Here is a 22,235-nt window from a genome sequence, read left to right on the forward strand (position 1 = left end):
CTAACCATAAATCGACTTCGATTGCAGCGATTATCCGCTCAAGTCGTAATTTTTATGGCATTCATATTTGCTCTGGCATACTCTCAAAACAGTTTCCAATATTGTGAGTAACACTATGCAGTCGCCTCAAGGGCAGAGCGAAGACCACGGTCTCGTTGAGCAGTTTTTAGATGCTATGTGGATGGAGCGAGGATTATCGGAGAATACGCTTGTCTCGTACCGTACCGATTTGTCCAAGTTATTAGCGTGGATGGAAAAGAACAATTACCGCCTCGACTTCATTAGCCTTTCAGGTTTACAGGATTATCAAGGCTGGTTAGCCGACGCTGATTTTAAGCAGACTTCTCGTGCCCGTATGTTGTCGGCGATTCGTCGCTTGTTCCAATACTTACACCGCGAGAAAATTAGAGGTGATGATCCAAGTGCTTTGTTGATCAGCCCGAAGTTGCCGCAACGCTTGCCGAAAGATTTGAGCGAAGAGCAGGTTGATGCTTTGCTTGATGCGCCAGATCCGAACGATCCGATTGAGCTTCGCGATAAGGCGATGCTTGAGTTACTCTATGCAACGGGTTTGCGTGTGACAGAACTGGTTAGCTTGACGATGGAAAACATTAGCCTAAGACAGGGCGTGGTGCGTGTTATTGGTAAGGGTGGTAAAGAGCGCTTAGTACCCATGGGCGAAAATGCGGTCGATTGGATAGAGACTTTTATTGAACAAGGTCGTCCACATCTACTTGGCGAAAACAGTTCTGATGTGGTTTTTCCGAGTAAACGCGCCAAGCAAATGACCCGTCAGACGTTCTGGTATCGTATCAAGCACTACTCGGTCGTCGCCGGTATCGACACAGAATTGTTGTCACCCCACGTATTGAGACACGCTTTTGCGACGCATTTACTGAACTATGGCGCAGATCTCAGGGTCGTACAGATGTTACTTGGGCATAGTGACTTATCGACAACCCAAATTTATACTCACGTGGCGACTGAAAGGCTGAAGCAAATTCACGCGCAGCATCACCCACGTGCTTAAATCCATTTATTTTTAAGGTGAACTTAATGAGCGTATTACGCCGTCTTCCTCTACTAGCGCTTCCTCTTATGATTACTGCATGTAATGCATCAGAAGCGAAAGTAGAAACAACGTCAACAGCCGTAGAAGCTGCTCCTGCTCAAGCTATTGATACTGCAGCGTTAACTAAGCGTTTTGAAAAGATCGGCATTAAGGTCGATAAGATTGTTCCTTCGGATATCGATGGTCTTTTAGAAGTTCAAACCAACAGCGGCATTATCTTTTCTTCTCCTAAGGGCGACCATTTTCTAGCCGGTACACTTTACTCTTTGGATGACAACGGTAAGTTCAGTGATGTTTTGGCTGAGCGTCAAGCTCCGTTGAATGCTGAAAAAGTAGCAGCAATGTCGGATACGGTTATCGAATATAAAGCTGATAACGAAAAGTACGTTGTGACGGTATTTACGGATATTACCTGTGGCTACTGTGTTCGTCTGCACAGCCAAATGCAGGGCTACAACGATCTGGGTATTACCGTTCGTTACATGGCTTACCCGCGTCAAGGCGCGACAGGACAAGTTGCTGATCAAATGGCGGCAATCTGGGCGTCAGATGATCCAAAAACAGCTATGCATGACGCTAAAGTAAATCGTCAAATGCCAGCGTCTGGTAAAGACCTAGCAGAGCAGAAGCAGATCATTGCTAAACAATACCAATTGGGGCGTGAGCTTGGCATCAATGGTACACCGGCTATCGTACTAGCAAGTGGTGAGTTGGTGAGTGGTTACTTGCCGCCAGCACAACTTCTTCAACGTTTAGAGCAATAATCTCGTTTTCTGTATTGCCATTTATCCCCCATGTTTTTGATTTAAGGAGTGGCCTGATTGATATCGGGCCCATTTTTATATGATAGAGATCCAACGCCGTCCTGAGGTCGACACTTCAGTCTTACCTGCTCACTTACCTGACTTGTTAAAGCGCATTTATGTGAGTCGTGGAATCGACAGTGCTGACCAACTAGAGACAGCAGCGAAAGGCTTGCACTCTTATCAAAAACTGGGTGGCATTGATGCTGCAGTTGAACTGTTGTTCAAAGCCATTCAGCAGCAAAAACGCATCATCATTGTTGGTGACTTTGATGCCGATGGCGCAACCAGTTCAGCGTTGTCAGTACTTGCTCTACGTATGTTGGGCAGTTCTAACGTCGATTATCTGGTACCAAACCGTTTTGAAGATGGTTATGGCTTGAGCCCTGAGGTTGTCGAACAGGCAATCGAGCTTGGCGCCGAAGTGATCATGACGGTTGATAACGGTGTCTCTTCTATTGAAGGTGTTCGCTTCGCTAAAGAGAAAGGACTAGAGGTTCTGGTTACCGACCATCACTTGCCGGGCAATGAACTGCCAATGGTCGATGCGATGGTTAACCCAAACCTTGAGAGCTGTGCTTTTCCTTCGAAAGCCCTAGCGGGTGTTGGTGTCGCTTTTTATCTGATGATGGCATTGTGTGTTCACATGCGTAAGTTGGGTTGGTTTGCTCAACACGGCATGACAGAACCTAAGTTGATGGAACTGATTGACCTTGTGGCGCTGGGTACCGTTGCCGACGTGGTTCCACTCGATGAAAACAACCGAATTTTAGTGCATCAAGGTTTGCAACGTATTCGTGCGGGTAAAGCTCGTCCGGGTATTCAAGCCTTGATCGAAATTGCCAAGCGAGACGCTAAGCGATTAGTCGCCTCTGATTTTGGTTTTGCACTGGGCCCTCGTATTAATGCGGCTGGTCGATTGGACGACATGTCTTTTGGTGTTGAACTGCTAATGAGCAACAACATCCACGCGGCGCGTCGTATGGCGAGTGAACTCGATGGCTTGAACCAAACGCGTAAAGAGATCGAAGAGGGCATGAAGCAAGAAGCGATGGCTTTTTGTGAGCGCCTTGAATTTGGTAAAGATGACCTACCGTCTGGCTTAGCCCTATTCCAACGTGATTGGCACCAAGGTGTGATTGGTATCTTGGCTTCACGTATCAAAGATAAATACCACCGCCCAGTGATTGCGTTTGCAGATGGTGGCGAAGGGAGCATTAAGGGCTCTTGTCGCTCGATTCCGGGTTTGCACATGCGCGATGCGCTAGACCGTATCGACACTCAAAACCCAGGCTTGATTCTTAAGTTCGGTGGCCACGCAATGGCTGCTGGCTTAACGATCATGGAAAAGGATTTTGAACGCTTCAGCAAGCTGTTCAATGATGTGGTGAAGAATGAACTTGGAGAAACAGCACTGAAGGGCATTATCTTGTCTGACGGAGAGCTGTTACCAGAAGAGTTCTCGATGCACACTGCTGAAACGCTGCGTTCAGGTGGCCCGTGGGGACAAGCTTTCCCTGAGCCAATCTTCGACGGTGAATTTAAAGTGCTGCACCAAAAGTTGGTGGGTGAAAAGCACCTTAAGCTGATGCTTGAGCCGCTATACAAAGGTCATCCAACCAATGTGATGATTGACGGTATTGCCTTTAACGTCGACCTACGTCGCTGGCCAGATGCCTCGGTGAAAACCGTTCACCTTGCATTTAAGCTCGATATCAACGAATTTCGCGGCAACCAATCGTTGCAGCTGATGATTGATCATATCGAAGCCAAATAGTTATTTTGGGCTCAATAATGCTCATCCTATAGCGCCAGATTCAACAAGCTCTGTTCAAAAACAGGGCTTGTTTTCCTTCCTGCCCTTACAAATTCTACGTGTTTCTTCTGCCTGTCAATTTTATATCCCATTAAGTTGTTGAATCTTGGTTCACCACTCTAAAAAATTCTGTATCTCCGTCACACTTTTGAGTACAATTCTCCGGTTAAATTCTACTCATAAATGATGAGCTAAAATGTTTGAAATCAATCCTATAAAAAACCGTCTGCAGGATGTGTCTGAGCGCACAAATATCCTGAGGGGGTATCTTTGACTATGACGCTAAGCAAGAGCGTCTAGAAGAAGTAAACGCAGAATTAGAACAACCGGATGTATGGAACGAACCTGAGCGTGCACAAGCGCTAGGTAAAGAGCGTTCTGCATTGGAAGCGGTAGTAGAAACGATCGACCAACTTGACCAAGGTGTTGAGGATGTTGATGGCCTGCTAGAGCTTGCGGTTGAAGAAGAAGATCAAGAAACGTTCGATGAAATTGAACCAGAACTAGCCGAACTTGAAGCTAAGCTAGAGAAACTGGAATTCCGTCGTATGTTCTCTGGTGATCACGATGCATCAGATTGCTACATCGATCTGCAGTCAGGTTCGGGCGGTACAGAAGCTCAAGACTGGACTTCAATGATGTTGCGTATGTACTTACGTTGGGCAGACTCGAAAGGCTTCAAGACTGAAGTTATCGAAGTGTCTGATGGTGATGTTGCTGGCCTTAAAGGCGCAACGGTACGTATTTCTGGTGAGTATGCTTACGGTTGGTTACGCACAGAGACTGGTGTTCACCGTCTAGTTCGTAAGTCACCATTTGATTCAAGTGGTCGTCGTCATACTTCATTTGCATCTGCGTTTATCTATCCTGAGATTGATGACAACATTACGATCGACATTAATCCTTCTGACCTACGTATTGACGTATACCGTGCCTCTGGCGCTGGTGGTCAGCACGTAAACACCACGGAATCGGCGGTACGTATTACTCACGTTCCGACCAACACCGTGGTTCAGTGTCAGAATGACCGTTCGCAGCATAAGAACAAAGATCAAGCGATGAAGCAGCTACGTGCTAAGCTTTTTGAACTTGAGATTCAAAAACAAAATGCTGAAAAACAAGCGAGCGAAGAAACGAAATCAGACATCGGTTGGGGCAGTCAGATCCGCTCTTACGTACTGGATGATTCTCGTATCAAAGATTTACGCACCGGCATCGAAAACCGTAATACTCAAGCGGTTCTTGACGGTGACTTAGACAAGTTTATTGAAGCTAGCCTGAAATCAGGTCTGTAAGCTTTATCAACTATTAAGCTTTACCAATAATATTGGTAAAAATGCCTATATTTGCAAAAATATAGCGGTCCAAATTTTAAAAGCAGGGTACATCTCTAATGACTGATGCTGTTCAAAACGAAAACGCACAAGAAGCTTCTTCACCTGAAGAGAACAAACTAATCGCTGAGCGCCGCAGCAAGCTGGATCACATCCGCCAAAACTGCAAAGCTAACGGTCACCCAAATGACTTCCGTCGTGAGCACCTAGCTGGCGATCTTCAAGCGGAATTCGGTGAGAAGACTAAGGAAGAGCTAGAAGAGCTTAACCACATCGTTGCGATCGCTGGTCGTGTTATGGCGAAGCGTGGTCCATTCCTTGCGATTCAAGAAACTTCTGGTCGTATCCAAGCATACGCAGCGAAAGACGTACAAAAAGTACTGAAAGAGAAGTACCAAGGCCTAGATATCGGTGACATCATCGGTGTTAAAGGTGCGCTTCACAAATCAGGTAAAGGCGACCTTTACGTGAACATGGAAGAGTTTGAATTGCTGACTAAAGCACTTCGTCCTCTACCAGAGAAGTTCCACGGTCTAACTGACCAAGAGATGCGTTACCGTCAGCGTTACGTTGACCTAATCGTGAACGAAGATTCTCGCAATGCATTTATCGTGCGTTCTAAGCTTGTATCTTCAATCCGTAACTTCATGAGCGCGAAAGGCTACCTAGAAGTTGAAACGCCAATGATGCACGTGATCCCGGGTGGCGCAACTGCACGTCCATTCATCACTCATCACAATGCACTAGACATCGACATGTATCTACGTGTTGCACCAGAGCTTTACCTTAAGCGTCTAGTGGTTGGTGGTTTTGATCGTGTATTCGAGATCAACCGTAACTTCCGTAACGAAGGTCTATCTCCACGTCACAACCCAGAATTCACAATGATGGAATTCTACCAAGCGTACTCTGACTACAAAGACCTTATGGATCTGACAGAAGAGATGCTAAGCACGGCAGCAATGGACGTTCTTGGTTCTACTTCTATGCCTTACGGTGACGAAACGGTTGAGTTCGGTGGCACTTACGCTCGAATGAGCATGTTCGATGCAATCAAGCACTACAACCCTGAGCACGCTGAGATTCAAGCGCTAACAGAAGCAGACCTACAAGACCGTGAGAAGATGGTTGCTATCGCAAAATCTGTACACGTAGACGTAGAAACGTTCTGGACATGTGGTCAGCTTCTAGAAGAGATCTTTGGTGAAACGGCTGAGCCTCAGCTAATTCAACCAACGTTCATCACTGGCTACCCAGCGGACATCTCTCCTCTAGCACGTCGTAGCGATGACAACCCATTCTTCACAGACCGTTTTGAGTTCTTCATCGGTGGCCGTGAAGTTGCGAATGGTTTCTCTGAGCTTAACGATGCACAAGACCAAGACGAGCGTTTCAAAGCGCAAGTTAACGCGAAAGACGCGGGTGACGACGAAGCAATGTACTACGATGCAGACTACATTACTGCACTAGAGCACGGCCTACCGCCAACAGCAGGTCAAGGTATCGGTATCGACCGTCTAGCAATGCTATTTACAAACACGCACACAATCCGTGACGTGATCTTGTTCCCGGCAATGCGTCCACAAGCGTAATTCTCGCTTATAGGGCGTAACAGCCTATGTAATTAAAAAGCCACCTTCGGGTGGCTTTTTCTGTTTTTGGGCTTCAAAACCTAGTCTGTACCGCACTCTTGATTCGAAAAATCGTTATTTCTGACATAGTCTTACTATTGAGACATAAAATCTAAGATAGTCTCACTACTATACGCCTCTGCGCTGAATACGATCTCGCGGCATTTTGTCGAACGATGAAGCAGTGACTCGTATTAGCCTGATTTAAATAAAAATAGAATAAGGAAGAAGGATGGGAACTCAATTTAAGATGGATTCCTTACCAGGTTCTCTTATCGTCGTTGGTGGTGCGTACGAACCCTGGTTATCAGTGTTAGAACAAGTGGGTTGGCAGTGTACCCAGTGTGCAGATTTACGAAAAGCCGATGCCTTGATTGCTGATATTGGCCCATGTATTGGTATTGTCGATCTTAGTCATGATGAGTTCAGTCTCAACGGTATTGCTAACCTTGTGAGCAATAACAAGCAGGTGAGATGGCTCGCCTTTATCCGTGAATCGCAATTAAGCTCTGATACTATCTGCCAGTTTATCGTTAACTTCTGTATCGACTTTTTCACGGCGCCAATCCCAGATGCTCAGTTGCTGAGTACCATTGGTCACCAACTGGGTATGCTGAAGCTTGAGCAGAAAGTATGGCCAAACTACGGCATTAACAACAATATGGGCCTGCTGGGCGACTCTGTGGCTGTGAAGCGCTTGAGAGACCAAGTGAAGCGTATTGGGCCGACTGATGTCAGTATCTTGATTTATGGCGAGAGCGGAGCTGGTAAAGAGACGATTGCACGCTCGATTCACCAAAACTCGTCGCGAGCACAGAAGCCATTTTTAACGGTTAACTGTCGTGCCTTGTCTGAAATGAGAATAGAGGCCGAGGTCTTTGGTATTTCAGCACAGCCAGCGACAGCGCCTTGTATGTTGGAAGAAGCCGATGGCGGAACCATCTTGCTTAATGATGTTTTAGCGATGCCACGCAATCAACAACTGAATCTGTTGCGCTTTTTACAAGAGGGTAAGATTGAAACCGCTAATGGACCTAAATCCGTTGATGTGCGTATTCTGGCCGCGAACTCCTCTGATATCGAGAAGGCGTTGATTGAGGGCGATTTTAATGAAGAGCTCTATCACTACATTAATGTTCTGCGTATTCATGTTCCGAGCTTAAAAGAACGTGTGAGTGATATTTCAGTACTGGCTAATCACTTTCTGCGTGAGTACTCGAAAGAGTTTAATGCTCAAGCGAAGAGCTTTTCAGACGATGCTATCCGTTCGATGAATCGCTACCATTGGCCTGGAAATGTGCGTGAGCTGATGAATCAGATTAAGCGTGTTGTGTTGATGTCGGATGCGGTGATCATTGAGGATCATCAACTCGATTTACCAAAACAGAATGATGAACGCCGAAGTTTGAAGAGTATTCGTGAGCGTTCAGAGCGCGATGCACTGCTGATTGTATTGGAGTCTTACGGCGGTCAGGTTTCGTTGGCAGCTAAAGAACTTGGCGTATCACGAGCAACTATGTACCGATTGCTCAATAAACACAGCCTAATCTCTGAGGGGGTTGTTTAGACTCTTTTCTACATGACTTTATTCAGTCACTGTAAATGAAAGGCCACGTATCTACGTGGCTTTTTTGTTGCTGAAGGGGAGTCAGTTCTTTTCTAGCTCAGCCCGAAGATAGATATGCTGTGATTTTATATAATCATAGTGAATATGTTATATTTAAATGAATATGCAACTGATATTTTAGGTAAATGCATTGTTTTGAAAATGTTAACCAATTATCGGTTGAATAATATACTCACTTGGTTAGACTTTACCCGTGAAAGCAGAGATTTAACAAATACTTGTCTGCTTTTACTACCTCATTTCTTTTTGGATTTTTTAGTTAGCTTGGAGGCGCAAATGAAACATTTCGATTTTATACAGCATATTTGCGCGTCGTTTGATCCGTGTACTGACATGGTGACTGATATGTCACAAACATCAGCCATGGCCGATCGAAACACCCAAGATAAACCTAACTAATAGATCCGTATCCTTATTTGGCTGCGGAAAAATAGCAGCTAAATGAGAAGCCCTCACACTATCTAACACGCTATTTTTCCTCAGTTTATTCAACAACTGGAGAGTTATTATGCGTCACTCAGTATATTTAAAATTAGCAACAGTCCTTATCCGTGCCGATCTTCGTCGTGAAGAGCGTGAATGGCAACGAAAAGTTCGTCGTAGTTCATATGATCTACCATGGAACAATACTCACTTATTAAGAGATATTGGTCTTGAGGCTGACGGTCGACCTATTGGTTTTTCTGAACCAGAAGTTGTCACTATTGAACGTCGAGTACGTCACCTTCGTCGTGTCCTAAGTGCGCGAATACCGACGTAATCTGCGGGGTTGATAGCACCGTTCAACCCCTAAGATAAGTCACAGTGATAGTTATGGCGTCGAAAGTGCAAACTTTTGAACTAGAACTGGTCAAATAAGAGAAGCTCTTGCTTCTCTTTTTTGCTTTTTTAAGCCGTTATCTATGCTTTTTTAAGTTGTTATCTAGTAAAGGAAAAGAGTTCTACTAAGCTTTATAGAGCAAGGGAGGCTGGCTATGCAGAAGCATCAATTAGACATGTGGTTACATGGAGAGCATAAAGACTCTTATCAAACTCCAAAAGTGTACGTTATAGGCTGTTCTGATATCTCAGAATATCTACTGGCGGTGGAGTACAAACACAAGCTAGAACCGGTAAAGCAAGACGGCGAGCCGCTTCACTTTGGATCCTTGGATCAAGTGAAAGAGGAGTTACTCCGGCTCGGCTTTGAAAAGGCGTATCTTCGCCTACATAACGCGTATGATGAGTTTGGTAATGAGCCAAGCCAAAGCTACTGTGACATTGAACTGGCGCTTAAACCTCATTAAGAGAGCGTTTGTTGCTAGAGATTGATTCTAATTGCAGGCTCTTTTGTAACGCATTGAGAGTTTTCGCTACCGAGGCTCGATTAAACGATCTATGCGTAATGTGTTGTCAGCAATTTGTGGGTGAATTGAGTTCGTAGATAGAAACCACGTGGTTTAGTTTTGATAGGTTTTCCACTTGCACCGTAAGCTTCGGTTAACACTCGACTGTTGGCAGCTTTTGGACGTAAATGCAGTGCTTCACCGTGTCTTGCAGTTATTTGCTCCACATTGCCTAACACGATCAATTCCATTAGTTCTTCCCAATCTCTTTTCAAGAGTTCGTCTTCAGCTTGGCTAGGTGTCCATAATAAAGGGGATCCTACATGCCTCTCTGCTAACGGGATCTCTCTTTCTCCCTCGACAGGGATCCACAACACCTTAGACAGCTTGTTTCGAACGTGGCTGGTTTCCCAAGTTATGCCTTGCACACCCATCAAAGGCGCGACACACACAAAGGTGGTTTCGAGTGGCTTGCCAGAATAGCCAATCGGAATACTTTTTAGCTCGATCCCTAGCTTGGCAAAATCTTGTTCTGGCTTGCTGCCTGCAGGTGCACCCAAGTGCCATTCCAATAACTGCCCAACCCAGCCTTTATCACGCTTAAGGTCGTTTGGCATCCGCATCTCGGCTTCGTCGGCGAGTTCTTTAAAGGTCATTCCGGCGATGGCATACGCGCGCTCTAACAGCTCTTGTTGTGTTTGTGGTTCTGGTTTCATAATAAAAGGTATGATCAAAAAAACGATTTTATCAGAAGTTATCACCAAATGACGACTGGTTAAGAAATGATCTCCTTGCGAGAAAAGGGATCAAACTCAGGGTTATCCACAGGACATAAAGGTAATTAATTGAAATATTAATTTAGTGGATAAATAAACAGGGGTTTATGGTGGATAAAATGCTTGCCAAATGGGGTTCAAAATGAATCTTTCACTTGGTAGTGTGGATAAACATCGGAGTGGTTGATCTTTAACCATGTCGAATTTCTGAAAGATCTTTTACATTTCCAATGTTTTTTAAAACTAAGATATTATTTTAATTGGTTGATTTGTATGAATATAAATTAAGTTTTATTGATTTGTCGTTTTTTGTGTTGATGAATCTATGGATTAAAAAAAACGATTGCGGGTAATTCTTCACATAGTTATTCACAGAAAAGGTGAATAAATGTGGTCTATGTCTCACTATTGTGTGGGTAACTAGAATTTGAGCAAAACTTATCCATATCTTTAGTTATTATTCATAAATATAGCGCTTATCACGTCACTAAGTTTGCTCCGATTGGGGATATGTGGAAAAATCAGAGTAATTAAAAATTTAGATAGAGGTTGGCCAGTGATAGATGGCGATGGTTACCGATTAAATGTTGGTATTGTAATCTGTAACAACCATGGTCAGGTCTTCTGGGCTAAACGATACGGACAACATTCATGGCAATTTCCTCAAGGGGGAATAGATGAAGGTGAGACTCCGGAACAGGCAATGTACCGCGAGTTGTATGAAGAGGTTGGCCTTACTAAAAAGGATGTAAAGATCGTCGCGACAAGTCGTCATTGGTTACGCTATAAGCTACCCAAACGACTGGTTCGGTGGGATTCTAAACCTGTCTGTATTGGACAAAAACAGAAGTGGTTTCTTTTGCGCTTAGATTGCGATGAATCGCATATCAATATGCAGCGTGGAAGTACACCTGAGTTTGATGGTTGGCGTTGGGTGAGTTACTGGTACCCAGTTCGACAAGTTGTTTCTTTCAAGCGAGATGTTTACCGTCGAGCGATGAAAGAGTTCGCATCTTTAGCAATGCCGTTTAAAGAGCGAAAAATAAAAGGAAAGCGCAAATTGCGTAGAGGTTAAGCATGCTCAGTCAACTAAGGGAAATAGTTGAACACGTATCAAGAGTTGAAGATGTGTCGACGGCTCTTGATATTTTGGTGAAAGAGACATGCAGTGCGATGCAGACGGAATGTTGCACCGTGTATTTGGCAAATAATGATATGCAGCGCCTTGAGTTGATGGCAACTCAAGGCCTGATCTTCAAAGGCAATAGCATTCACATTGGTTTTGACGAAGGTCTGGTTGGCCTTGTTAAAAGAAGTGCTGAACCTATCAACCTTGCACAAGCATCTGCTCACCCTGCTTATAAGTTTTTTCCAGAGCTTGGAGAAAACGTCTATCACTCTTTTCTCGGTACTCCGATTATCCACCGCAAGCAAGTACTCGGTGTATTGGTCATTCAACAGAAGACTCCGCGTTTATTCAGTGAGATGGAAGAATCTTTCCTTGTCACGCTCTCAGCACAACTTGCCGTTATTGTGGCGCACGCCCAAACTCAAGGTCATTGGCTGTTAGAGCAACAGAAGCTACCTGCGACTAAAGGTATTGCAGCTTCATCGGGCGTGGCGATTGGTGATTTATGGTGGGACAACACCCAGCCTGAACTTACCGATGTTTATCCTGCTTCGACGCTCAATGTAGAGAGAGAGCATGAGTTGTTGGCGGTAGCGGTTGAAAATGCCCTCAATGACTTTAAGCGCATGCGAAAGCGCTTAGATAGCGAAATCAATAAAGACGCATTAGCGATCTTTGACCTGTTTACTCACTTACTCAACGATCCTATGTTGCGTAAGGATCTAAAGAGTCAAATTCAGAAAGGCGATAAAGCCGATTGGGCATTAAGACAAGTGGTTGAGAGCTATTCGAACCGCTTTGCTCGTATGTCTGATGTGTACCTTCGTGAGAGAGCACAAGACATCCGAGAGCTCGGACAAAGGTTGCTCTATTTCCTCCATAACTCTGAACATGAACTCCGCACATTAGATAAGCCGATTATTCTAGTGGTTCGTGAGTTAACCGCTTCGGTATTAGCGTCTATTCCAAAAGAAAAGCTATTAGCTGTTATTTCCTTGGAAGGGGCGGCGAACTCGCATGCAGCGATTTTGTCTCGAGCGCTTGGCATACCTTCAGTCATGGGGGTAAATCTCAATCTAGCTCAAGCTAATGGCAAGCGAGCGATTGTGGATGGGTATAGCGGTGAGATCTTTATTGAGCCGACTAAAAACCTGCTTAAAGAGTATCGAGGGCTGATTCTAGAAGAGAGTGAGCTCTCCTCTATGGTCAATCGCGAGCTGTACCTACCGGCAAAAACGCAAGACGACAAGCAAGTAGAGATTCTACTTAATGCGGGTTTGAGTGCAGACACTAACATCGCCATCAACCAAGGTGTTGATGGAGTAGGGCTGTATCGAACTGAAATCTCTTTCTTGTTACAGCAAAGATTCCCGTCAGAGGATGAACAATTCAAGCAGTATCGTTCTGTGCTGGCAAGTTACCCTGAGAAACAAGTGGTGATGCGTACACTCGATATCGGTGGTGATAAGGCCTTACCTTATTTTCCTATCGAAGAGGACAATCCATTCCTTGGTTGGCGTGGTATTCGTTTTACGCTCGATCATCCAGATATCTTCATTATTCAACTGCGTGCCATGCTACGTGCGAGTTGTGAAAGCCATAACTTGAGCATTTTGCTGCCGATGATCTCTGGTGCTCAGGAATTGGATGACGCGCTACAACTGATTGAACAAGCGTATGACGAAGTGCATGAGCTTGATAACCGAGTGCGTATGCCTCGCGTTGGTATCATGATTGAAGTGCCATCCATGCTGTACATACTGCCGCTGATTGCGGATAAGGTCGACTTCGTTTCAGTCGGTACCAACGACTTAACCCAATATTTATTAGCGGTTGATCGGAACAATTCACGAGTATCCGATGTCTATGAATCAATGCACCCTGCGGTGATCATGGCATTAAAACAAATTCATGATACTTGTAAGCAATATCAATTACCTGTGTGTATTTGTGGCGAGTTAGCCGGTGACCCGATGGGCGCGCTGCTATTGATTGGATTGGGGTATGAGACGCTAAGTATGAATACCTCGAATGTCGCAAGAACCAAATATTTGATTCGTCAATCGAACTTGGCTGAATTACAGGATTTGGCAAATAAGGCACTTTCAAAACCGTATGGTAGTGACATCTATAGTATGATGCTGAACTATTTCGAAGAGCGTGAATTTACAGGCTTCATTCGAGCAGGTAAAAAATAGGATTTAACGTGTCATATGAACTAATAGGCTTGTTAGCAGGCCTTGGTGCTATTGTTGGTGTTTTAGCAGGCTTGCTAGGCATTGGTGGTGGTTTGCTGGTGGTTCCTGCCTTACTGTTTTTGCTTCCTAAAGCGGGTATCCCCCAAGAGTTTGCGATGCAAATGGCATTGGCTACTTCGCTATCAACCATCATTGTTACGTCGGGATCGTCTGCGATTAACCATTTAAAATTAGGTAACGTAGAGATATTTGTCGTTAAGTGGTTGATGCCGGGTGTCGTTATAGGCGGCTTCCTCGGTTCTTTCGTGGCCGATGTCATTCCAGCTCAATACTTACCAAAAGTCTTTGGTGTGATTGTTTTGGTATTGGCGTTGCAAATGCTGTTGTCGATTCGCTCTAAGAGCCAAAAGTCGATGCCGGGTTCAGCTAAAACCGTATTGTGTGGTGGCGGTATTGGTTTGGTATCAAGCTTGGCGGGCATTGGCGGTGGGTCTTTATCGGTGCCTTTCCTTAACCATCATGGTGTGGAAATGCGCAAAGCTGTGGGCTCATCTTCGGTATGCGGTTGTGTTATCGCGATTTCGGGAATGCTCGGTTTCATTTGGCATGGATCTTCTGTTGATGATCTTCCTGCGTATAGCTTAGGTTACGTTTATCTGCCGGCTTTGATCGCGATATCTTGTACCTCAGTTTTGACCACTCGAGTGGGGGCGAAACTGGCCACTCAATTGCCAACCTCTGTGCTGAAGAAATTCTTTGCGGTATTTTTAATGTTTATAGCAGCCACAATGCTGCTGTAGTGTCTTTTCTGTTAGCCATTGAGCTAACCGTTAATCAATTTAGATAGAGAGCCAAGTATGTCTCAGGGTTTTATCGAATTCCCAAATATCGATCCTGTTCTTATTGAACTAGGACCAATCTCAGTTCGTTGGTACGGCTTAATGTACCTTGTTGGTTTTATGTTTGCTCTTTGGTTAGCAAATCGTCGAGCTGATCAACCGGGCAGCGGTTGGACTCGAGAGCAAGTATCAGACTTACTGTTTGCTGGCTTTCTAGGTGTGGTGCTGGGTGGTCGTATTGGCTACGTACTTTTCTACAACTTTGACCTTTTCCTAGCAGATCCTCTTTATCTATTTAAGGTATGGACTGGCGGTATGTCTTTCCACGGTGGTTTGCTTGGTGTTATTACTGCCATGTTTTGGTATGCCAAAAAGAACGGTCGAACCTTCTTTGGTGTGGCAGACATGATTGCACCATTGGTGCCATTTGGTTTAGGCATGGGACGCTTAGGTAACTTCATGAACAGCGAGCTTTGGGGCCGTGTGACTGATGTGCCATGGGCTATTGTGTTCCCTAACGGTGGCCCACTTCCTCGTCACCCATCTCAACTTTACGAGATGGCGCTTGAAGGTATTGTGCTGTTCTTCATCTTGAACTGGTTTATCAAAAAGCCGCGTCCTCTTGGTTCTGTATCAGGGTTATTCCTAGCAGGATATGGTACATTCCGCTTCTTAGTAGAATACGTACGTGAACCTGACGCTCACCTAGGTTTGTTCGGTGGATTTATCTCTATGGGACAAATTTTGTCACTGCCAATGGTTATCATCGGTGTGCTGATGATGGTGTGGGCATACAAGCGTGGTCACTACAAAGACGAATTACCACAACAAACGAAGTAAGGAATTGGTGTGAAACAGTATTTAGATCTCTGTCAGCGTATCGTTGATGACGGTACTTGGATTGAAAATGAACGCACGGGCAAGCGCTGCCTAACCGTGATCAATGCTGACCTGGAATATGATGTTGGTAATAACCAGTTCCCTCTAGTAACAACGCGTAAGAGCTTTTGGAAGGCCGCGGTTGCTGAACTGCTTGGCTACATCCGTGGTTACGATAATGCTGAAGACTTCCGCAAACTAGGTACTAAGACTTGGGATGCGAATTCGAACTTGAACGAGGCATGGCTAAATAACCCTTACCGCAAGGGCGAAGACGATATGGGCCGTGTTTACGGCGTTCAAGGACGTGCATGGGCAAAACCTGATGGCGGTCATATCGACCAACTGAAGAAGATTGTTGATGATCTAACGAACGGTATTGATGACCGTGGTGAGATCTTAAACTTCTATAACCCAGGTGAGTTCCACATGGGATGTTTGCGTCCGTGTATGTACAGCCATCACTTCTCTCTACTTGGTGACACTCTGTACCTAAACAGTACTCAACGTTCTTGTGACGTGCCTTTAGGCCTGAACTTCAACATGGTTCAAGTGTATGTCTTCCTAGCTATTATGGCGCAAATCACGGGTAAGAAAGCTGGCGTGGCTTACCACAAGCTTGTGAATGCTCATATCTACGAAGATCAGCTGGCGCCAATGCGTGACATTCAGCTAAAGCGTGAGCCGTTAGCTGGCCCAACATTCCATATCAATCCTGAGATTAAGTCTCTAGAAGATTTGGAAACATGGGTAACGATGGATGACTTCTGGGTTGAAGGTTACGAATGCCACGAAGCGATTAAGTACCCGTTCTCGGTTTAATCTAATCTGCTTTGTTTGATTGAAAGGCTGCCATTGTGCAGCCTTTTTTATTTGTGATACTTGGCTTGCTTACTATTTATAAAACCAATAATCTTGTGGGGTCTTTTCTAACCACAGAACTGCTATGACTCGTTCGCATTGCTTCGTGTTGCAACATGACTTTCCTATTGCTTTCTACCCTGATAAAAATCAGTTGGTGATTGATGATGAGGCGATTCATCTAGAGCCATTACAAGCAAAGCTACTCAGCTATTTCATCGAAAATCGCGGGCAAGTGGTTAGCACTCAGCAGATAGCCTCTGATGTGTGGCAAAGAACTCAAGTGTCTGACAATCTGGTTAGGCAAGTCATCAGTTTATTGCGCAGTCAACTTCAGGATAAGTCACGTCCGTATCGCATTATTCAGACGATCCCTAAACAAGGTTACCAGTTCGATGTTGAGGTGACTCAGTCGAGCGTTAAACCAACTCCCGTTGAGGACGCCTCTCAACTTGAGCCTATTGTTGCTAAGTCGAAAAAGAAAACCATCGCCCTGATTACAACCGCAGTATTCTCTATTGGCTTAATAGCAGCTTGGGCATGGCAAACCGATGTCCCAGCTAATGACACTGCTGTTATTTCTGCTCATCAAAGTGATGTAATTCCTGTTTATATTCATGACATAACACTCGATTCTGCGAACGATTATGAGATGTCAGAAAGCGTTTATAACTATCTTTTCTACGGGCTGAATTCGGCAAAAAACTTATCGGGTTACCACTTTTCTCAGCTATCGCATCAGGGCAAGCAATCACTGACCAACAATGGTGTTGAACTCAAAGGTTGGCTCAAACAAAAGGACAGTGATTATGTGTTGAGCGTGCTTGTACAAAACAATCGCCAACCGAATCAAAGTCAGAAAGTGGAAAAACGCTTTAGCCAAGATAATTTCTTTGATGCAATTGGGGATGTGATTCTCGAGGTCAAAGCCATTATTGCTCCAATGAGCTCCGAATACGGCGTGGCAAGTCATCGAGTGACCTCTATTGATAACTACGATGATTGGAGTGTTATCTCCGAGGGGATATCGTTGTTCTACCAAGGAAAAGGTGGTCAGCCAATTGAGGAAATAGCACTTCAGTTGGATACGATTCAACAACAAGGGCGAGATAATTATCTGGTCAATGCCTTGCTGTCGTATTCGGAATCTTTGGCTTATTTACAAAATCATGAACAAGAAGACCGCGAACATGCACTGCAACTGGCAAAGCAAGCCTTCGAGATGAACCCACGTTGTGACATCGCTAATCTTACCTTGGGGCTAGCCTTGTTAATCAATCAACATGCTAATCAAGCGTTCCCTTATCTATCCTATGCTGCCGAAAGTACGCCGAGCCCAATCAGCTTTTATCTACTGAGTGTGGCTGACAAGCTGTCGGACAACCCAAAAGGTTCGCAATACAACTATCAACGTTATACCGAAGTAAAAAAAGAGAATGACGGTCAACTGTTTGATCTTATTGAATCTTTATAAAAAAAACCTTTCCTAAACCACGAAATACGTTTTTAAGCGAAGGTGTTTCGTGAGAGCCAATAGCAACGGTATATCCGCAAGACTTTCTTGTGCCAACAGGCTTCTCAATATGTTTGATTATTGTTTGGACTCAGGCTCGATTGCCTTGCATCAAGCGTAAAAACATCGACTTCCAGATACTGGTACCAAATCATTCATTATTGGGGGTACACACATGTTGAAGAAGTTTGCTTTTCAGATCATTCCAATTCAGATCTTCTTATTCGTCTTTTGGTTTAAAAATGGCTTTATCGATAAAGTGATGGGCGTGCTACTTGGCTACATTACACCCGATACCGCTTATGCGGGAGACACTTGGGTGGGTTGGAAAGGCTATATTGTCGGCACTTGGGATAAGAGCCAAATCGGTCATGCTTTATTGAGTCCAACGTTCGATTTTATGTTCCCAATTTTGATTGCTTTGCAATGTGTGCCGTTTTTATTGGTTCTTCGTTCGGTACTTGCTGGTGAGTTCATGGTTGGCAAAGAACGTCCGTGGTTGCTCTATGCCGCCTTTGCTTCTCTGTTTGTGACTGCTTGTATGGCTTTCACTCAAACCATCACAGGTGCAAGCGACGGGCAGTATCTATGGCAATTTATCGGCTTTGGTATGGTTGCCATTATGTACCTGCGTAATGAGCAAGGTAAGTAAGCGTTTTTTAGATGCGAGTAAACGGGATTCGAGATGCGAAGAGCGTGTTTAGATTTGAGTCAGTTAGATATGAAATATTAAAACGCAGATAATTAGAGATAGTCGCTTTTCGTTACTCGTTTACACGAATCTCGTATCTGGTTTTGGTCTTCGTTACTCGCTTACTCAAATCCCGCATCTTCTTTTTGTTTCCTGCATCCGTTCCTAAAAAGAAAAAGCCCGCAACCTAGGAGGTTGCGGGCTTTGCTATAAGCGATGTTTGTTTTGCTATTAAGCAGTCAAAGCTAACACGGTACCAGGCAGTACAAGGAATACCGCAACAAGGTAACCAGCGACTACTGATTTGTTCTTCACAGCCATGTCTGAAATCATGTCTGCCGCTTTAACTGGTAGCTCACGTAGGAACGGAATACCGAAGATGAATACCGTTGCCATGATGTTGAACACCAAGTGTACTAGAGCAATTTGTAGTGCGAATACTGCGAACTCACCAGATACTGCTGTAGCTGCAAGTAGAGCCGTAATACATGTACCGATGTTTGCACCAAGAGTGAATGGGTAAACGTCACGTACTTTAAGAACACCTGAGCCTACTAGTGGAACCATCAAGCTTGTTGTCGTAGAAGAAGACTGAACAAGGATAGTAACGATAGAGCCAGAAGCGATACCGTGGATAGGACCACGACCAATTGCATTCTTTAGAATCTCACGAGCACGGCCAACCATCAGGCTCTTCATTAGCTTACCCATTACCGTGATAGCTACGAAAATAGTCGCAATACCTAGAACGATAAGCATGATGCCACCAACAGTGTCGCCAAATGTTGATAGAGGCTCTTTAATAGCACTAACTACTGGCTTAGTGATTGGCTTGATGAAGTTAAGACCACCCATGCTCATATCACCTGTTGCTAGCATTGGTGATACCAACCAGTGAGAAATCTTTTCTAGAATACCAAACGCCATCTCTAGTGGTAGGAAGATAGCAACGGCTAATAGGTTAAAGAAGTCGTGAATAGTCGCACTTGCGAATGCACGTTTGAACTCTTCTTTACAACGAACGTGACCAAGGCTAACTAGCGTATTGGTTACCGTAGTACCAATGTTAGCACCCATGATCATTGGGATTGCTAGCTCAACAGGTAAACCACCTGCCACAAGGCCAACGATAATTGAAGTAACTGTGCTTGATGATTGAATAAGTGCTGTTGCCACTAAACCAATCATTAAGCCTGCAACTGGGTGTGAAGCAAATTCGAAAAGAACCTTTGCTTGCTCGCCTGTTGCCCATTTGAAGCCTGTACCAACCATTGAAACTGAAAGTAATAGTAGGTAAAGCATGAATGCCAAGTTAGCCCAGCGTAGCCAACGAGTAGTGCTCGAGATAGGCGCTGCTGCAGTAGTAGCTTGGTTCATAATGTTTTCTCCATTGGACCGTTTAAGTCTGTGTTTGGTCTGTTTGTTTAATCTGAGCGTGATGTTAGAGAACAAATATTTCAGTAATATTACATTTTGGTTTAGGTTGGTTTTTTTTGTGATGATTTGCTGTTTAAATATTTTGACAGTAAATGTTGTTAATTTAACCTTTTGTTTTAATTGGTGTTTTTGTGATTTTCAACTTGGGTGATATAGATCTTAAAAGTTAGAGAAAAATTGAAAATAATCGCTGAAATATTACATTATGAAATCAGACACTTCGTAAAAACAGGTGATAATGGTTAGTTAGGTTTGGTTTTTCCGAGTTTGTTGAGTGGGAGTGTCATATTTGATATAAAAGGGTATCTACTCTTTTATTACGGCACATCTATGTCGCACCTCAACTATAACCACCTTTATTACTTTTGGATGGTTTGCAAACAAGGCTCTGTTACTAAAGCGGCAGAAGCTCTATTCCTAACACCACAAACAGTAACTGGTCAGATAAAAGCGTTAGAAGAGCGTATGGATGGCAAGTTAACTAAGCGTAATGGTCGCAGTGTTGAGCCGACAGAGCTTGGGCAGCTAGTCTTTAAGTACGCTGACCGTATGTTTGGCCTGAGTTATGAGATGCTGGATATCGTAAATTATAGCCAGCACTCTAATATTCTGTTTGATGTTGGTGTTGCGGATGCACTGTCTAAAAGACTCGTAAGCAAGATACTGATGTCGACGATTCCCCCAGATAACAGCATTCATTTACGTTGCTTTGAATCGACCCATGAAATGCTACTTGAGCAACTTTCTCAGCATAAGCTCGATATGATCTTGTCTGATTGCCCGGTGGATTCGAGTCAAAGCCCTGGCCTGTTTAGTAAAAAGCTTGGCGAAAGTGGAATGAGCTTTTTCAGTTCCGGCAAGGTTGAAGGTGTGAACTTCCCCGCGGTATTAGAACAAAGAAAGCTTTTGATACCTGGTAGTCGAACCTCAATGGGGCGCAAAGTGCTGCAGTGGTTTGATAGACAAGGACTTAAACCTGATGTTTTGGGTGAGTTTGATGATGCGGCATTGATGAAGGCTTTTGCTCGCTACCACGATGACGCAATATTCTTAGCGCCAACCCTTTATATGTCTGAGGTTGAGGAAGATACATCACTGCAATTATTAGGTGGCATTGAAGAGTTAAAAGAGGAGTACTACGTCATATTTGCTGAGAGGATGATCCAACATCCAGCAGTAAAAAACGTATGCGACGCAGATTTTAGCAAATTGTTCGAGTGAGGCGGTTTGTTAATGAATTGATATCGATTATCATAACTCCACCATATGCCGGAAATACTGATAGCCCGTAGTTGGCGTAAAGGTTGTAGGGAGCCAAACTATGAACTTAAAAGAGATGGAGAAGAACTCAGCACAAGCTGTGATTCTACTCAAAGCCATGGCCAACGAGCGTCGCTTACAGATCTTGTGCCTATTACATGGTACTGAGCTGTCGGTTGGGGAGTTGTGTGGCAAGTTGGAACTGAGTCAGTCTGCTTTATCTCAACATCTTGCTTGGTTGAGAAGAGATGGTTTGGTCGAAACTCGCAAAGAAGCTCAAACTGTGTATTACACATTGAGTAGTGAAGAAGTAAAAGCGATGATTAACCTACTGCATGGTATTTACTGCAAGTAGCTTATTGCTGGTGGGAGGTGGATTTCTTATCAGGAATAAGACCGACACAAGGAAGTGTCAGTATTTCACGTCAAACGTGAGTGCCTATCTATATTACCGACCTATCTATCTGCTTGTCTGTTTTTTTCTCGTTGTTTTTTAGCTGCTTAGCTATTTATCGGTAAGCAAATTAGCGGTTTTTCAGTTAAATAATCACCGGAAAATAATAGCATTTCTCAAATTTTAGATATAAAAAAACCGGCCAAGGCCGGTTTTTTTCGTTTTGCGTTGTAATCAAATTTCTATTAAAGAGCTTTGATTGCAGCAGCGAAACGAGACTTATGACGTGCAGCTTTATTCTTATGAATAAGGCCTTTAGTCGCCATACGGTCTAGAAGAGGTGTAACTTCTACAAGAGCAGCAGTTGCAGCTTCTTTATTGCCAGCTTCAATAGCTGCAATAGTTTTTTTCATGTAAGTGCGCATCATAGAACGACGGCTAGCATTGTGCTGGCGACGTTTCTCAGCTTGGATAGCGCGCTTCTTAGCAGATTTACTGTTTGCCAAGGGTCTAACTCCCAAAAACTTAGTTCGGTGACAATTTAAGGGCGAGGACTATCCCTCATTAGCGCTTAATTGTCAAATGATTTGTGCAAAAACCAATCGTAGCCAAACAAACTTTGGTATGGAAAGGTCATCGCGGTTAAGATG

20 protein-coding genes are annotated in these 22,235 nt (G+C 44.2%); 17 read left to right on the forward strand and 3 right to left on the reverse strand.

The window, feature by feature from the left end:
• Positions 1-115: 115 nt before the first annotated feature.
• From xerD to CWO27_RS10065, 8 genes are all read left to right on the forward strand, one after another.
• Entirely contained in the window at positions 116-1,030 is a 915-nt protein-coding gene (gene xerD, locus CWO27_RS10025) for a site-specific tyrosine recombinase XerD (protein ID WP_048658059.1), read from the forward strand.
• 26 nt (positions 1,031-1,056) lie between these two features.
• Complete coding sequence (locus CWO27_RS10030; protein ID WP_017059328.1) at positions 1,057-1,836, forward strand: thioredoxin fold domain-containing protein; 780 nt, start codon at positions 1,057-1,059, stop codon at positions 1,834-1,836.
• A gap of 79 nt (positions 1,837-1,915) precedes the next feature.
• Positions 1,916-3,652 (forward strand): single-stranded-DNA-specific exonuclease RecJ, encoded by a 1,737-nt coding sequence (gene recJ, locus CWO27_RS10035; protein ID WP_107898927.1) that lies wholly within the window; start codon positions 1,916-1,918, stop codon positions 3,650-3,652.
• A 235-nt stretch (positions 3,653-3,887) separates the two neighbouring features.
• Positions 3,888-4,986 (forward strand): peptide chain release factor 2 gene (gene prfB / locus CWO27_RS10040; protein ID WP_102300662.1). Its coding sequence is split into 2 segments (ribosomal slippage): positions 3,888-3,962 and positions 3,964-4,986, totalling 1,098 coding nucleotides; the frame shifts between segments, so codons are not numbered across the junction.
• A 98-nt stretch (positions 4,987-5,084) separates the two neighbouring features.
• Entirely contained in the window at positions 5,085-6,617 is a 1,533-nt protein-coding gene (lysS, locus tag CWO27_RS10045) for a lysine--tRNA ligase (RefSeq protein ID WP_017059330.1), read from the forward strand.
• Positions 6,618-6,888: 271 nt separating this feature from the next.
• Positions 6,889-8,223: a cyclic-di-GMP-binding transcriptional regulator VpsR gene (gene vpsR, locus CWO27_RS10050; RefSeq protein WP_050053118.1), complete on the forward strand. Its 1,335-nt coding sequence runs from the start codon at positions 6,889-6,891 to the stop codon at positions 8,221-8,223.
• A 568-nt stretch (positions 8,224-8,791) separates the two neighbouring features.
• The gene (locus tag CWO27_RS10060; RefSeq protein WP_004735015.1) at positions 8,792-9,043 is read left to right on the forward strand and encodes a hypothetical protein; all 252 of its coding nucleotides are present in this window, start codon (positions 8,792-8,794) and stop codon (positions 9,041-9,043) included.
• Positions 9,044-9,257: 214 nt separating this feature from the next.
• Positions 9,258-9,569: a DUF6482 family protein gene (locus tag CWO27_RS10065; protein WP_004735016.1), complete on the forward strand. Its 312-nt coding sequence runs from the start codon at positions 9,258-9,260 to the stop codon at positions 9,567-9,569.
• An 89-nt stretch (positions 9,570-9,658) separates the two neighbouring features.
• Here CWO27_RS10065 and mutH read toward each other — a convergent pair whose 3' ends face one another.
• Complete coding sequence (gene mutH / locus CWO27_RS10070; RefSeq protein ID WP_055319051.1) at positions 9,659-10,324, reverse strand: DNA mismatch repair endonuclease MutH; 666 nt, start codon at positions 10,322-10,324, stop codon at positions 9,659-9,661.
• 616 nt (positions 10,325-10,940) lie between these two features.
• Between mutH and rppH the strand changes: the two genes are divergently transcribed.
• The 7 genes from rppH to CWO27_RS10105 all read left to right on the forward strand — a co-directional run bounded on the left by rppH (position 10,941) and on the right by CWO27_RS10105 (position 18,455).
• Positions 10,941-11,459, forward strand: coding sequence for an RNA pyrophosphohydrolase (gene rppH, locus CWO27_RS10075; protein WP_017059335.1), 519 nt, complete (start codon positions 10,941-10,943; stop codon positions 11,457-11,459).
• A 2-nt stretch (positions 11,460-11,461) separates the two neighbouring features.
• Positions 11,462-13,711 (forward strand): phosphoenolpyruvate--protein phosphotransferase, encoded by a 2,250-nt coding sequence (gene ptsP / locus CWO27_RS10080; RefSeq protein WP_019820560.1) that lies wholly within the window; start codon positions 11,462-11,464, stop codon positions 13,709-13,711.
• Positions 13,712-13,719: 8 nt separating this feature from the next.
• The gene (locus tag CWO27_RS10085) at positions 13,720-14,511 is read left to right on the forward strand and encodes a sulfite exporter TauE/SafE family protein (RefSeq protein WP_048662681.1); all 792 of its coding nucleotides are present in this window, start codon (positions 13,720-13,722) and stop codon (positions 14,509-14,511) included.
• 57 nt (positions 14,512-14,568) lie between these two features.
• Positions 14,569-15,390, forward strand: coding sequence for a prolipoprotein diacylglyceryl transferase (gene lgt / locus CWO27_RS10090; protein WP_017059338.1), 822 nt, complete (start codon positions 14,569-14,571; stop codon positions 15,388-15,390).
• 9 nt (positions 15,391-15,399) lie between these two features.
• Positions 15,400-16,251, forward strand: a complete 852-nt coding sequence (locus CWO27_RS10095; RefSeq protein WP_017056122.1) for a thymidylate synthase — start codon at positions 15,400-15,402, stop codon at positions 16,249-16,251.
• Positions 16,252-16,375: 124 nt separating this feature from the next.
• Positions 16,376-17,764 carry a winged helix-turn-helix domain-containing protein gene (locus CWO27_RS10100; RefSeq protein WP_102432240.1) on the forward strand — a complete coding sequence of 463 codons (1,389 nt, stop codon included), beginning with the start codon at positions 16,376-16,378 and terminating at the stop codon, positions 17,762-17,764.
• A gap of 214 nt (positions 17,765-17,978) precedes the next feature.
• Positions 17,979-18,455 (forward strand): hypothetical protein, encoded by a 477-nt coding sequence (locus CWO27_RS10105; protein WP_102432239.1) that lies wholly within the window; start codon positions 17,979-17,981, stop codon positions 18,453-18,455.
• Positions 18,456-18,725: 270 nt separating this feature from the next.
• On the opposite strand, the gene CWO27_RS10110 is transcribed toward CWO27_RS10105, so the two are convergent.
• Positions 18,726-19,871 carry a Na/Pi symporter gene (locus tag CWO27_RS10110; protein ID WP_048662115.1) on the reverse strand — a complete coding sequence of 382 codons (1,146 nt, stop codon included), beginning with the start codon at positions 19,869-19,871 and terminating at the stop codon, positions 18,726-18,728.
• Positions 19,872-20,261: 390 nt separating this feature from the next.
• On the opposite strand from CWO27_RS10110, the gene nhaR reads away from it, so the two are divergent.
• Both nhaR and CWO27_RS10120 read left to right on the forward strand, forming a co-directional pair.
• Positions 20,262-21,152, forward strand: a complete 891-nt coding sequence (gene nhaR / locus CWO27_RS10115) for a transcriptional activator NhaR (protein ID WP_048658065.1) — start codon at positions 20,262-20,264, stop codon at positions 21,150-21,152.
• A gap of 100 nt (positions 21,153-21,252) precedes the next feature.
• Complete coding sequence (locus tag CWO27_RS10120; protein WP_004735028.1) at positions 21,253-21,546, forward strand: ArsR/SmtB family transcription factor; 294 nt, start codon at positions 21,253-21,255, stop codon at positions 21,544-21,546.
• 284 nt (positions 21,547-21,830) lie between these two features.
• Here CWO27_RS10120 and rpsT read toward each other — a convergent pair whose 3' ends face one another.
• A complete protein-coding gene (gene rpsT / locus CWO27_RS10125; RefSeq protein ID WP_012603273.1) occupies positions 21,831-22,091 on the reverse strand; it encodes a 30S ribosomal protein S20 in 261 nt (86 codons plus the stop codon).
• Between the last annotated feature and the right edge of the window lie 144 nt (positions 22,092-22,235).

Origin of the sequence: Vibrio sp. 10N.286.51.C3 (genome assembly GCF_003050065.1) — a bacterium.
GTDB lineage: Bacteria > Pseudomonadota > Gammaproteobacteria > Enterobacterales > Vibrionaceae > Vibrio > Vibrio crassostreae.

Coding starts and splice junctions, on each gene's coding strand:
- CWO27_RS10120 (WP_004735028.1), top strand. CDS start 21,253: ATGAACTTAAAAGAGATGGAGAAGAACTCAGCACAAGCTGTGATTCTA.
- vpsR (WP_050053118.1), top strand. CDS start 6,889: ATGGGAACTCAATTTAAGATGGATTCCTTACCAGGTTCTCTTATCGTC.
- mutH (WP_055319051.1), bottom strand. CDS start 10,324: ATGAAACCAGAACCACAAACACAACAAGAGCTGTTAGAGCGCGCGTAT.
- CWO27_RS10100 (WP_102432240.1), top strand. CDS start 16,376: ATGACTCGTTCGCATTGCTTCGTGTTGCAACATGACTTTCCTATTGCT.
- CWO27_RS10030 (WP_017059328.1), top strand. CDS start 1,057: ATGAGCGTATTACGCCGTCTTCCTCTACTAGCGCTTCCTCTTATGATT.
- CWO27_RS10060 (WP_004735015.1), top strand. CDS start 8,792: ATGCGTCACTCAGTATATTTAAAATTAGCAACAGTCCTTATCCGTGCC.
- xerD (WP_048658059.1), top strand. CDS start 116: ATGCAGTCGCCTCAAGGGCAGAGCGAAGACCACGGTCTCGTTGAGCAG.
- lysS (WP_017059330.1), top strand. CDS start 5,085: ATGACTGATGCTGTTCAAAACGAAAACGCACAAGAAGCTTCTTCACCT.
- CWO27_RS10105 (WP_102432239.1), top strand. CDS start 17,979: ATGTTGAAGAAGTTTGCTTTTCAGATCATTCCAATTCAGATCTTCTTA.
- nhaR (WP_048658065.1), top strand. CDS start 20,262: ATGTCGCACCTCAACTATAACCACCTTTATTACTTTTGGATGGTTTGC.
- ptsP (WP_019820560.1), top strand. CDS start 11,462: ATGCTCAGTCAACTAAGGGAAATAGTTGAACACGTATCAAGAGTTGAA.
- CWO27_RS10110 (WP_048662115.1), bottom strand. CDS start 19,871: ATGAACCAAGCTACTACTGCAGCAGCGCCTATCTCGAGCACTACTCGT.
- recJ (WP_107898927.1), top strand. CDS start 1,916: ATGATAGAGATCCAACGCCGTCCTGAGGTCGACACTTCAGTCTTACCT.
- CWO27_RS10065 (WP_004735016.1), top strand. CDS start 9,258: ATGCAGAAGCATCAATTAGACATGTGGTTACATGGAGAGCATAAAGAC.
- lgt (WP_017059338.1), top strand. CDS start 14,569: ATGTCTCAGGGTTTTATCGAATTCCCAAATATCGATCCTGTTCTTATT.